Below are 12,675 nucleotides of genomic sequence, written 5' to 3'. Positions count from 1 at the left end.
CCACGCAAGACTCGGTACATGACTGCTGGCTAAGCTTTATCAAGGCAGCCATTTCAGGCTGCATGCGCTCTTTGAGCTTGCAAGGCGCAACCTGCTCAACAAGGAGCGTGCAAGTTTCCCCGCACTCCGCGCTCCATCTAACTGAATCTACTAGATGATAAGTTCCTCGTTACCTCCAAACAAAGAGGTCACATCCAAACCTTTTGTTTGAAAGCTCGCACTGTGTAAAGTCACACATTCCTACCCGATCGGTGCGATGAACGCTTGGAAAACCATCGTTCCATTCGCTGGACTTGCGGCTGTTCCTCCACTTCCATTACAGAAGATTCATCAGTCATGCCCCTACCCTCACAAGGATAAATGCTTTTTGGCATAAGCCTTATAGCAACCGTTTTGGATGACAGTCCTTGTTCCAACGTTCCTTGCTTTCCAGGTGCCTTACAACGTAGCTATCTATTCTGGACGTAGGTGCTTCCTATAAGCCTGTGAGCTGGATACCGCCATTGTCCGGTATAGTGTATTTCAGAGGGCGCATTTTTACTCTACACCACTCACGCCATCGTTGGATGACCCTTAAGGTTTCCTTATGGCCAAACTTTAGACCCGTACATTCGAAAGTTCGTCAGTTCCTTTTCGCGAAAACATTCTCACCTTATCCAGTTTTTCAGCCGTGCGGCATATCCGTTAGCATACCTTCTCCTATGGAGTGGCTCCAGCCTTCGTGCTGCCGAATCTACCTGTTCTTCAACCCCCATGACCTGTCAGTCATGACGCATGCAGGAGTATTGACGGGATGGTTTCGGGAAACTTGGTTCCGTCACTCCCATCCTCCGTTGTAAAGTTTGGATTAACTCTAAGTAATCCTCTGCATTTCACGCTTCAAAGCGCTTATAGCATAGCTTGTCGAACGGCGCCCGTTTGAGGAACAAGGGAGATGCTCGACGCTGCAAAAAATATCAAAAAGTAAGTTTATTTTCTGTTCCTGAAAGCAGCCTTTGTATGTTTTTCATATGCTTAAAAATAATTGTAAGAGCCATTACGCAGGCAAATATATTAAAATATAAGGTATGCTCAAAAACAGGAATAAATGAAATAGCCACAATAAGCATTATGGCGCATATAGTACCCAAAGAAACATAACGTGTTAAAGCTGTTATTATCACAAAAAAGCCAATGCATAAAAGACCCATAACCCAGTCAGCCATAAACAGGACAGTCACTGCTGTAAGTGCGCCCTTTCCCCCTTCAAACTTAAAATATATTGGCCAGTTATGCCCTATAACTGCCCCTGCGCCTGCTACTAAAAGGCTTACGGAATCCATAGCTACTCCCGAAAAAAAGTATACGGGAAGTAACAATCCTATTAGGCAAGCAATTACCCCTTTTAATATATCTCCAACAAGAACAAATATCGCTGCAGATTTACCGAGAACCCTCAAAGTATTGGTAAGACCGGCGCTTTTGCTTCCGTGGCTTCTTATGTCTTTACCATATATTTTTCCTACAATCACTGCTGTATTAAGGCTTCCTATAAGGTATCCCAAAACTAAGGCGGCAAAAAGCTTTAAAATATCAACCATTACTCCCCCCCTGGACTAATTTTTTATATCCTCAACTATATAGGATTCAACCATAGCCGAAACCCTTTGACTCTTCAATTAACTGGCCCGTCGTATTGCGGCAAAAGAGGTTCGTGAGGTTTTTATTGTTACACATGCCGCGAATGAAGGTTATAATCAGTACAACTTCATTTTAAAGCGCAACACAATGCTCCCCCCTATACAAGCGACCTCACGATCTCCGCCGCGCTTTCTTCCTTTTCGATCATCCCGACACCCTGGCCTGCCCATAACGACTGCATATCCGCTACCGCATATTCTTTTCCGGCGGAGCGGATGTCCTTGGTCATTTGATTTTGAACAGGAAATGGCAACGGATCAATCCCGCTTGTCTCCACCTCTGCAATGAAGCGGTTTTGAACAGATCGTGCCGGGCGTCCGGAAAATACTTTCGTGATTGCCGTATCAGTTGTCCCCGCTTTGATCAGCGCCCGGCGGTAAGCTGGATTTGTTCCGGCTTCATTAGCCATTAAAAATCGTGTCCCCATCTGAACAGCAGATGCCCCCATTCCCAGTAACACATCAACCTGGGATTTTGTATGTATACCGCCGGTTGCGATTAACGGCAGGCCAATATGATCCAGAAGTTCCTGTACCAACACGTGCAACCCCGTTTGGCAGCCGTTTGGATATTTTTCCACATCGAATGTCCCGCGGTGACCGCCAGCTTCCATCCCTTGAGCAACAATAGCGTCATACCCCGCATCTTCCAGCTGTTTAGCTTCATCAAGATTTGTCGCCATACCGATTAACGTGACACCATTCGCTTTTAAACGATCAATCAGGACATATGAAAGTACTCCGAATGCTGTACTGACAATCGGGACATTTTCCTCAAGGATGACACTCACTTTTTCCTGTAAATAATCATGGACTTTGACCGAATCGTCACCTTCATCCATGTCCAATTCGCCACGGAACCGGTTAAGAAACGACTGCATCGGCTCCAAGTCCTCCGAAAACACTTCCAGGTTGACGGCAAACAGGTTCACGGAGAATGGCTTATCTGTCAGCTGTTTAACCCCCTGAATATGCTGTTTCAACGCCACCTCACTCATGTAACCGGCCCCAATTGTTCCAAGTGCACCTGACTCAGAAACGGCTGTGACTAATTCCGGTGTAGTGATCCCCCCTGCCATACCGGCCTGAATAATAGGCACGTCTATCCCGAGCTTGTTTGTTAAAGTATCCACGACTACATGCCCCCTTCCTTTTCCTCCAAGGCTACCATAAATACGAAACCCACTCCCACATTAGAACACCCAGCTCCGATGAAGGCCGTTCTGCGCCTAAGCTCCTGTGCCGCCAGCGTTGTCTATTTAAAAACGCACACTCTCACGTTCTTTCATGAATGTGTTCATTTCTTATAAGATCATCCATCACTTACATGACGTGATAAAAAAGAAGGGCTATTTCACTATACTATCTGTAAAATAGCCCAATCATTTCTACACATTTTCTTGCACAGTTTGCCTGCCTGATTTGTCCTGCCGGTTCTTCTTCCACCACTGATAAGCAATAAGCACTGCTAACAAACCAACTCCGACCAGATCGGTCCAGACTGTATGGTTCAGCAGGACAACGGCCGCTGCGACAGCGAGTATCCGCTCAATCCAGCCAAACTTGGTAAACAGGTAACTTTGAATAAATGTTGACCAGGCAATAATGCCAATAAAGGCTGTCGTGACGCTTAACGTGATTTGCATCCATGTTGCAGTGTCATCCTGCAAAATCAACATCGGATTCAGGACGAAAGCGTATGGCAGAAGCAGTGCACCCATATCAAACTTGAATCCTTGCACACCTGTACTTACCGGATCTGCTTTAGCAATTCCCGACGTAGCATATGCCGGCAGGTTGATTGGCGGTGTATCATCAGCCAAAATCCCATAATAAAATACAAATAAATGGGCAGCTAATACCGGAATGCCAAGCTGAATTAATGCAGGTGCCATGACCGCTGCCAGTACAATATAGGTTGCAGTCGTCGGCAAACCCATTCCCATAATGATACAGGCAATCATGGTGAACAACAATACCAAAATCATCTGGTTATTCGCAAGGTCCAGTATAAGTCCCGATAGAATTGGCCCCAAACCAGTCATGGTTACAACCCCGGTCAAAATCCCTGCTGTCGCACAGGCCGCCACTACACTCAAGGCGTTCTTTGCCCCGAGCTCCAGTGCCGTGAAAAATTCCTTTAAACCGAATTTGACCTGCTTTTCACCTTTTACTTTTTTACCCATCGCATACCAGATAAGCGCAAACAGCAAGCTTCCGGCTGAAACGAAAGTAACATATTGATTCAGACCAAACAGTAAATGGGCTGCATAAGCCGCTCCGATAAACAGCAATGAAACCAGAAAACCTGATCCAAAGTTCTTTTGCATGCGATAGGAAAACAGGGCAATCGTAATCGTGCCAACAATCGCCATAAATGATGCCAGAATCGGTGTCAGCCGCAGGACGAGCAACACGATGATCGCAACAATCGGCAGCAGCAAATAGCCACGCCCGGCAAAAATTCTGAACGGTGACACCAGATCCTTCCGTGGAATCCCCAGCAGATTATATTTGCTTGCTTCCAAATGCACCATGAACAGGATCGCTGTATAACTGAGTAATGCCGGAATAGCGGCTGATTTAACAATTTCCAAATAGGAAATCCCCGTGAAGTCAGCCATGATAAATGCAGCTGCACCCATCACAGGCGGGAGCAGCTGACCGCTTGAAGAAGCTGCGACCTCTACACCGCCAGCAACTTTTGGCCGGAATCCTGTTTTTTTCATGAGCGGTATAGTAAATGTGCCAGTTGTAACAGCGTTGGCGACCGAGCTTCCGGAAATGGAACCCATCATACCGGAAGACACAACAGCAGCCTTAGCAGGCCCGCCCTTAAACGATCCGACCAGGGACATCGCCAGATCAATGAACATTTTCCCTGCACCGGTTACTTCCAAAAACGCCCCAAACAAAATAAAAATAAAGACATATTGGGCGGAAACCGTAATCGGCGTACCGAAAATCCCTTCATTGGACAGGAACATGAACTCCGCTATTTCATTCCATGTGAAGCCGAAGTGGTTGAGGACATCCGGCAATACCGCCCGTGCACCGAGAAAATCCGGCAAATACATATCACCGGCCCACGCATACAGCATGAAGATCGCTGCCAGTATCACGAGTGGTTTACCGACAACGCGCCTTGTCGCTTCCAATACAAGAATAAGCGCAATAAACGACATCGTGGTATCCAGTGTGTTCGGATTACCAACCTTGCCGACCAAACTCTCTGATACGATTAATATATAGATACCGGTTGATGCGCCAAGTCCCGCCAACACCATGTCATACCAGGGAATTTTCTTTTGTCCGAGGCGCTTTTTATACGGAAAGATCAAAAATATGAGGGTTAAGGCAAATGCCAGGTGAATCGCGTTCTGCTGCATCCTGGGCAGCATATCGATGCCCGCTGTATATAAATGGAACAGTGAAAATGCCACTGCAACCGTTAATACAATGGTCGCCATCCAGCCAAACAACGTCCGGTCACTGCCCTCCAGCTCGTCCAGTTTCTCATTCATTTCTTCTTGACTGACTTTTGTATCGATGTTTGAGTCTGCCATAAAGAGCCTCCCTTCCCAGTCTCTCATGATCGTCTTTTCCACAAGTAAGTGAGCCAATTTTCCTTCTCAATCTGAAGTGAAAAGGTCCTCCCCTCAAATGGTTCATTTGAGATGTCCCACTTTTCCCCATCTATTGTCAGCACTTGTTCTGCAATGCTGACCGGATGGAACAGGACCTCCTGAAAGGGCTTATCAATCTGATCGATCACATAAAATCCGTCTTCCAGGCGATCCGTTGCACCGGGCGGGGGTTCTGTTTCAATTCCTGCTCCAAAGCTGCAATTCCAGCTTTCCATTAAGACCATCTCATAATCGTCGCCCACAACATACTTCTCGATAATCGGACACTTGACCACTGAATGGAGATAGCGTGACGAAAACGTTGTATCGGAACTTATCCGCTCGGCTATCAATACATCACCATTATCTGCCGTCGCGTACATGACGTGAACATCTTTCAGAAGCAAATAAATACCCACAACTATTATCAAACCCATGAATAAAAGGGCAAGCCTGCGTTTATGCAGGCTTGGCCGTTTGTCAGAAGAGGCATTCATTAGTCGACCGATACACCTTCTTCTTCGTAATATTTGGCTGCGCCCGGATGGAGGTCAATAGACATACCATCTGTCGCAGTTTCAAGCGTGATATCACTGCCACGGTCATGCGCTGCCTCAAGTGCATCTTTGTTTTCAAACATGTCTTTTGTCATGTTATAAACCACATCTTCCGGGAGTTCCGAATCCACAACAAGAATAGCCATAACGGCCACTGTGGTGATATCTTCTTCCTGACCGTAATCAGCGTAAAGGTCTGCTTTAATCGTACGCTCCGTGTAATACGAATATTCAGAAGTCAAATTGCTGATGATTTCATCGGAAAGTGAAAGCACTCTGATATCCTTGTTGGCGCCCAATTCCTGAATCGCACTTGTTGGAGCACCTGCCACGATAAACGCTGCGTCGATCGTACCGTTCTGCAATCCCTGGGAAGCGTCACCAAAGCCCATAAACTCAGCGGTAATGTCGTCGTACGTAATCCCCGCTGCTTCCAGGATCTGATTGGCATTCGCTTCTGCGCCACTGCCCTGGTCACCAACAGCCACGTTTTTGCCTTTCAGATCTTCAAGCGACTCAATATCACTGTCGGCCGTTGTGACCACCTGAATGTCTTCAGGATACAACGACGTCATGCCAGCCATGTTGTCTACAGTATTTCCCTCAAAGTCAGCCAATGTTTCGCCGTTGACGGCATAATAAGCAATATCATTTTGGACAAGAACCGCCTGATATTTTCCTTCAGCTAATTCCTGTGCGTTGGTTACCGAAGCACCCGTGGATACCGCACGTGCCTGGGAAACGCCCTCTGCATTGGAGAAAATCTGTTCAGTCATCGCGACTCCCAAAGGATAGTACGTACCACTCATACCACCAGTGCCAAGCGTTATACGAACTTCTTCACTTGATGATGCTTCATCTCCTCCACCATCATCACTGCCGCTGTCAGAATCGTCGCCTTCATTCTGAGCACTGCCGCAGCCTGCGAGCGCGAACAGTAAAACAACCAGTAATAACCCCACAAGTTTCAGATTCCTCACGAAAATTCCCCCTTTTATAATTTCGCAATCTTACTTAGATTAAAACTGTTTTCACGTTATTTGTCAAGTTTTTCAAATATTACGATAATAAATTTATGAAGAAATTTACCTAAATACTTCTTGACAATATTAAGAAAATTCCGTACTATGATACCTATTAACATATTATGTCATACAATCTATATAAGAAAAGCGAAGGGTGCCTTGTTCACCCCCGAAAAGCTTAAGCAAGCATTCGTAGTGGTGGGTTTTGCCACGTAAAATGATGGCTTAAGACCTCGAGAGGGGTAGGCGCTGGCCGGCTAAGTTCGGCACGTCCTGTGCCAACGCCGGCACTAGTACGTCCTGTACGTCGAAGCTGGACATGGCTATTACTGACAAAGAGCTTTATATAACCATAAAATTTATTCTTTCTTATCTTTTTTAGAAAAACGCGCATTCACGTGTTTTTTCGTGTAGAGCCGTTTCTCTTATAAGGTCATCCATACCTTATACTTTCTGATGCCAGAACAAAACATTTGATAGAAATTCGTATGGGGGGATCAGCATGAAAGTCAAAGTGGCCGTCTTTTGCCCGATGGAGATCAGGGACAGGCTCGACGGGCTTGCGGAAAGTCTTAAGGACGTCGAACTATTGCCATTTGTCTATTCTGATACCGGGGAAATACGGGAATTGGTGGAAAAGGCGTTTATGTGTGATATCTATTTATTTGCCGACGCCCTATCCTATTTACATGCAAAGGAAACCATTGACAAAAAAAGACTTCCTGCCGTGCAGGTGGATTTCGATGCTTATATGCTCCTGTCATCTTTTTATCATATCAGACATGTTCAGAATCAGGAGTTAACGCGGCTGTCCATTGACATACCGGACGATAGTCATGTGGACGAGGTGCTTCAGGAAATTGATATCAGCCGTGAATCCATTCATACATACAGCTATGGACACGAACACGGCACTGATACCAGACAAATTGCGGAGCACCACACGGAACTCTGGAAAGCGGGAAAGATTGATTATGTCCTGACATCCATCCGTGACGTTCATCAAACCCTGCAGGAAAAAAACATACCAGTCAGCTGTATGGATATCCCGAAACTTAATCTGATGCAAGCAATTGAAAAAGCGACATCCATTGCTTCCATTAACCAATCAACAAGTGCCCAAATTGTTGCGGGGTATGTCAGCATTAAAGACTTCGCGGCCATCCAATCAGAAAAAGGCGTTGTCTATACCCAGGAAATGCAAGCGACGCTGCAGCAAATTTTATTCGATTACTTCCGGAAAACGTATGCATCCATTTTACCAAACAGTCATGACCAATTTGTATTATTCGGAACACGTGGCACGTTGAACCACATCACCAGCCATTACCGTGATTTCCCCCTATTAAAAGAAATGGAAAGCACGCTGGCAGTACCAGTTGATATCGGCTTCGGACTTGGACTGACCGCCAGACAGGCCGAAGACAATGCCAAACTTGCACTTCAGGCATGTGACAAAAGAGACGAAGGGTCATGTTATATCGTGAACGAACGGAGTGACATGATTGGACCGCTCGGTGTCAAAAAAGCGTTTAACCCATCGATGTTATACCGGTCCCTGATCCATGAGGCCAAATTAAATAATGAATTATCCTATAACTTTATCAACTTTATCGAAGTTCGGAACAATGAACCCTTTTCTTCCAATGATATTGCTAACTATTACGGGGTAACCAAGCGCAGTGCTGAGCGCACCATTAAAAAGCTGGCAGCAGGGAATGTCATAAAAACAGCCGGAGAAGAAAAGCCTTATGTAAAAGGCCGCCCGCGGAAACTATTTCAACTGAATCAATGACCATTACAAAAGACCGGATATTCGAATCCGGTCTTTGAACATTCATGTGTTATGGTTATCAAATAAAAAACTCATCAGCTCATCAAAAACGGGTACTGTGTCGGTAATCAGAAATACAGGTAGAAGCATTATTGTGAAAACAACGGCAATGTTCGATACGATGAACTTGACGGTTCCTTTGAAAAAATATCTCATGTAAACCATCCTTTCCGTCAGCCGTAAATCCTATTATAAAACTATTCTGCAATTCTGTAAAATGCTTCCGCCGTTTAGATATTCAACAGTTCACGCACATCTTCTTCGTTCAGGCTTGAGAGCATTGTTTCGCCGGGCTGGATGACTTGATCAATCAGCTCCCGTTTTTTCTGCTGCATTTCATATATTTTTTCTTCAATCGTTCCTTCTGTCACAAGACGAATCACCTGGACGACATTTTTCTGGCCGAATCGGTGCGCCCGCCCTGTTGCCTGATCCTCAACTGCCGGATTCCACCAAAGGTCATAAAGGATGACTGTATCTGCACCAGTCAGATTCAGGCCGGTACCCCCAGCTTTTAAGGAAACAAGGAACACGCTTTTTTCGCCGTTATTGAAACGTTCGCTCATTTGCACACGCTCTTCCGATCCGGTCTGGCCGTGCAAATAGAAGTAATCAATGTTTGCTTCCTGCAATTTTCCCTCAATGATTTCATGCATACTGGTAAACTGTGAGAAAATTAGCATCCGCTTTCCATTGGCTACCGCATTTTGGACGGTTTCCATCAGCTGGTTTAATTTGCCTGATTCACCCTGATAATTTTCCACGAATACAGATGGGTGGCAGCAAATTTGTCGCAAGCGCGTCAGTCCGGCTAAAATTTTCATCCGATTCTGCTGGAAGCCGCTCTCTTTCATTGACTGGGCGGCCTCTTGCTGCAGCTGACGCCAATAGCCGACATAAAGGTCTTTCTGATCTTTCGTCAGCCCGGAGACATGAACCGATTCAATCTTTTCGGGCAGTTCTTTCAGGACATCTTTCTTAACCCGGCGTAAAATGAACGGCCTGGTCAGGGATGCAATTTTATCATGCTCCAGCTGCTTGAACTTGCGCTGGGGCGGCATTAACCCCGGTAAAATCACCTGAAAAATCGCCCACAGTTCATCAATTGAATTTTCAATTGGCGTGCCGCTCAGAGCAAACCGTCTGCCTGCCTTAACTTGGCGGATGGCCTTGGATGTCTTGGTTGCATAGTTCTTAATGTATTGTGCTTCATCGAGAATCAGCGTCTGGAACGTTTTCTCCTGATATATCTCTATATCCTGCCGCAATGTCGCATAAGAAGTGATCCAAACGTCTTTGCCACCATTTTCTTCAATCATTTTGGCACGTTCAGCAGGTGTCCCTGCCATGACGGCTACCTGTAAATCAGGCGCAAATTTTTCACATTCATTTTTCCAATTGTATAACACCGACGATGGTGCCACGATCAGATGTGGCGTATCACCAAGTTCTGACAGAATATAGGCAATGCTTTGCACCGTTTTCCCGAGTCCCATGTCATCGGCAAGAATACCGCCAAGATGGTAATGGCTCAATGACTTGAACCATTGAAACCCTGTTAGCTGGTAATTCCGCAATTCCGCTTGCAGATTTTCGGGCAATGGGTAAACTTGTTCCTCCGGTGACCGCAATTGATTCAGCAGCTTTTGAAAGGCTGGATCATACTGTTTTTTCGTATCGATCAGCTCATCCACCTGCGCACCTCGGTAGACAGGCATTTGCACATTCCCATCCTGCAAATCGGCCTGCTGAATATCCAAATCATCGAAAAGCTGTTTCATGGAAGTAAATTCTTCACCCTCCAGCGATAGGAAAGCACCATCCTGCAGACGATAGTACCGCTTTTTCTCCATAACTGCATTGAGCACCTGATTCACTTCTTCATCATTAATGCCCTCAATATTGAAGCCGATATCCAACAGATTGGATGACGATTCCAGCTGCACGCTTGTGCTTGGTGACGGCTGGCGGTCGATGAAAAACTGGCGTATCTCATCTGTCATGTACAATTCCAGATATTTATTAAGCACCGGCAGCACCTTAAACAAAAAGTCGTAGAGTGTTTCTTCATCAACAGGAATATAGAGCTCTTTACCATTGTAGTGGAAATTCGCATGTTCAATCAGGTTCATGATCTGCTGTTCTTTTTCCACATCACGAATAATAATGACATCATCATCTGGCTCACGCCCATTAAACGGATCAATCTCATGACTGCCGTAGTGATAGGTCATGTTTCCGGTAATGAAGTTTTCCTGCAGTTCCAGGTACAAGTTCGCCTTGAGTGGCAGCTGAATGATTTCATCAGCGATGTTTTCCTGAATTTGCACATCGCCAACTTTTTTCAAAGACGGAACTACTTGGGAAATGAAGTCGTCAGCTTTTTCCTTTGTAATCGGCAAACGGTTACTTTGTTGTCCGGCGAAGGTTATCTGGGCAATCACCGGAAGCTGTTCTCTGGCCGGAAAATAGAACGTGCCTTGTGAAAATAACAGTCCATAATTTTCAAAATAGGTGATTGTCTCCATGTCCTGCATCCATAATGATAATTCACCGCTCTCCATTCTGCTCAGATCGAATTGAAAGGGGAGCTCTCCTTCGGCAATCGCGATGTTCTGGTAAGTCGCTTCTTTCACTTTCACAGTAAAATGACGTTCCACAAGCATCCGCAGTAGCTGTTTTGCACTTAAAGGCGGAATAACCACCGCCCTTTCCGGTGCATCCATAAACCGATAAATATTCCGGTCAAAATAAATTTTTTCATTGTTGACAATGGCATAAAGCTGCTCAAGTATTGCCATATCCTGGTCATGGAAGTAATGGATTTCCGGATTATAAGTAAATGTTTTCGTAAAGTAATGCTCGTTTCCGGAAAACACATCTTCCAAAAATGACTGCACTTTTTTGACCACGAGCGGGCGGTTCTCGCCAACCTTCAACTCCAGAAGCAGGTTGTGATCATGGTTCCACCTGCAATAATATTCGACATGCAGCGGCACTTTCTGCAGGGTGATTTCGGATGCCGGCTGATACGTGGCCAGTGACGCGATTGAGTTCATCAGCCAGTCGGTCGCCTTATAATCCCTGGACTTTTTGATCGGGTTATCGATATCGCTTTGGCTGATTTTAATCAGGACCGCTGCCACGTGTTTGCAGGGGCCAAACGTGGCATAAGCCGGGCAATCGCAATACACATCCATCGAGCCGTTCGACAGTTGGGCCGTATGGATATCCACATAGTATTCTTCTGTCCCTTGTACCGGCGCCGACCAGATTTTAAAATTTTTATCATAAATCAGATCACCGACCAGGCCATTCTGGTAATAGTTCAGGCCGCGCTGATAGACGGTGTCTGAAAACATCTTTTCTATATCAATATCGCGGATCTGTTTCAAAACACATTTACCCTACCTTCTGCCATCTTTTTTACTAGTAATATTGTATATGACATGGAGTCGTTTTTAAACTAAAGACTATTAATAGGATGGGAGAATTCTCGTGATTGTAAACGTCTTTTTGGTGATTAGTTGGCAGTTAGATTCTCTTTAATGTTTTTTGCCAGTGTGGGATGTTCTCTGCTGATTCCGTACATCAAATCACCCCCGCCCATTTTCTTGATTATCTCATATGGTCGTATACAGTATATTGAAACCAGGGAATTTTTAATCTTGAAAGCTCCGATACACACTGGAGCTTTCAAGATTGTCATTTCATTTTTCCCGGAAGTGCGTGGATGGATTCAATCAGATCATTGAGTTTGCCTTCGATCCGGTGCAGCAAGTAAAACGTCACCATGATCGGAAAGCCTGATTGTATAATAGACCATAAAAAAGCATTCCTGTATATAAAGAAATTTGAGGATAAGTGGGGCTAGAATCGGTTGTACAAAAATAGAGCCCTCTTGGTACGATAGAGAGTGTCATTGCAATGACCTCGAATTTAAGTACCAAGGAG

General features: G+C 45.3%; 9 protein-coding genes. 1 reads left to right on the top strand and 8 read right to left on the bottom strand.

The genetic code is table 11. The annotated features are described in order from the left end of the window. Positions 1–956 precede the first annotated feature (956 nt). The 5 genes from plsY to E4U82_RS18555 form a co-directional block, all read right to left on the bottom strand. On the bottom strand, positions 957–1,580 hold the full coding sequence (gene plsY, locus E4U82_RS18575; protein WP_135111740.1) for a glycerol-3-phosphate 1-O-acyltransferase PlsY: 624 nt from the start codon (positions 1,578–1,580) through the stop codon (positions 957–959). A gap of 197 nt (positions 1,581–1,777) precedes the next feature. Further along, positions 1,778–2,812, bottom strand: coding sequence for an NAD(P)H-dependent flavin oxidoreductase (locus E4U82_RS18570; RefSeq protein WP_135111739.1), 1,035 nt, complete (start codon positions 2,810–2,812; stop codon positions 1,778–1,780). 255 nt (positions 2,813–3,067) lie between these two features. Next, positions 3,068–5,245: a TRAP transporter permease gene (locus E4U82_RS18565; protein WP_245183652.1), complete on the bottom strand. Its 2,178-nt coding sequence runs from the start codon at positions 5,243–5,245 to the stop codon at positions 3,068–3,070. A gap of 23 nt (positions 5,246–5,268) precedes the next feature. Continuing rightward, positions 5,269–5,802: a DUF1850 domain-containing protein gene (locus E4U82_RS18560; protein WP_135111738.1), complete on the bottom strand. Its 534-nt coding sequence runs from the start codon at positions 5,800–5,802 to the stop codon at positions 5,269–5,271. Continuing rightward, positions 5,802–6,842, bottom strand: a complete 1,041-nt coding sequence (locus tag E4U82_RS18555) for a TAXI family TRAP transporter solute-binding subunit (RefSeq protein WP_209300609.1) — start codon at positions 6,840–6,842, stop codon at positions 5,802–5,804. Before E4U82_RS18555 ends, E4U82_RS18560 begins: the two co-directional genes overlap by 1 nt. A gap of 547 nt (positions 6,843–7,389) precedes the next feature. Here E4U82_RS18555 and E4U82_RS18550 point away from each other — a divergent pair. Beyond that, a complete protein-coding gene (locus E4U82_RS18550; RefSeq protein WP_135111737.1) occupies positions 7,390–8,682 on the top strand; it encodes a hypothetical protein in 1,293 nt (430 codons plus the stop codon). 42 nt (positions 8,683–8,724) lie between these two features. Here E4U82_RS18550 and E4U82_RS20070 read toward each other — a convergent pair whose 3' ends face one another. From E4U82_RS20070 to E4U82_RS18540, 3 genes are all read right to left on the bottom strand, one after another. Continuing rightward, positions 8,725–8,877 (bottom strand): hypothetical protein, encoded by a 153-nt coding sequence (locus E4U82_RS20070; RefSeq protein WP_167751488.1) that lies wholly within the window; start codon positions 8,875–8,877, stop codon positions 8,725–8,727. Between the two features lie 74 nt (positions 8,878–8,951). Then, positions 8,952–12,116, bottom strand: a complete 3,165-nt coding sequence (locus E4U82_RS18545) for a DEAD/DEAH box helicase (protein ID WP_135111736.1) — start codon at positions 12,114–12,116, stop codon at positions 8,952–8,954. Positions 12,117–12,426: 310 nt separating this feature from the next. Next, positions 12,427–12,540 (bottom strand): YvrJ family protein, encoded by a 114-nt coding sequence (locus E4U82_RS18540; RefSeq protein WP_156418789.1) that lies wholly within the window; start codon positions 12,538–12,540, stop codon positions 12,427–12,429. Positions 12,541–12,675: the final 135 nt, after the last annotated feature.

This window comes from Lentibacillus salicampi, assembly GCF_004565465.1.
In the GTDB taxonomy this organism is placed as follows: domain Bacteria; phylum Bacillota; class Bacilli; order Bacillales; family Amphibacillaceae; genus Lentibacillus; species Lentibacillus salicampi.
This window is presented reverse-complemented; position numbering and strand designations above follow the sequence as displayed.

What these genes read in the sequence shown, in the direction of transcription:
- plsY (WP_135111740.1), bottom strand. Translation starts at nt 1,580, where the DNA reads ATGGTTGATATTTTAAAGCTTTTTGCCGCCTTAGTTTTGGGATACCTT.
- E4U82_RS18565 (WP_245183652.1), bottom strand. Translation starts at nt 5,245, where the DNA reads ATGGCAGACTCAAACATCGATACAAAAGTCAGTCAAGAAGAAATGAAT.
- E4U82_RS18560 (WP_135111738.1), bottom strand. Translation starts at nt 5,802, where the DNA reads ATGAATGCCTCTTCTGACAAACGGCCAAGCCTGCATAAACGCAGGCTT.
- E4U82_RS18550 (WP_135111737.1), top strand. Translation starts at nt 7,390, where the DNA reads ATGAAAGTCAAAGTGGCCGTCTTTTGCCCGATGGAGATCAGGGACAGG.
- E4U82_RS20070 (WP_167751488.1), bottom strand. Translation starts at nt 8,877, where the DNA reads ATGAGATATTTTTTCAAAGGAACCGTCAAGTTCATCGTATCGAACATT.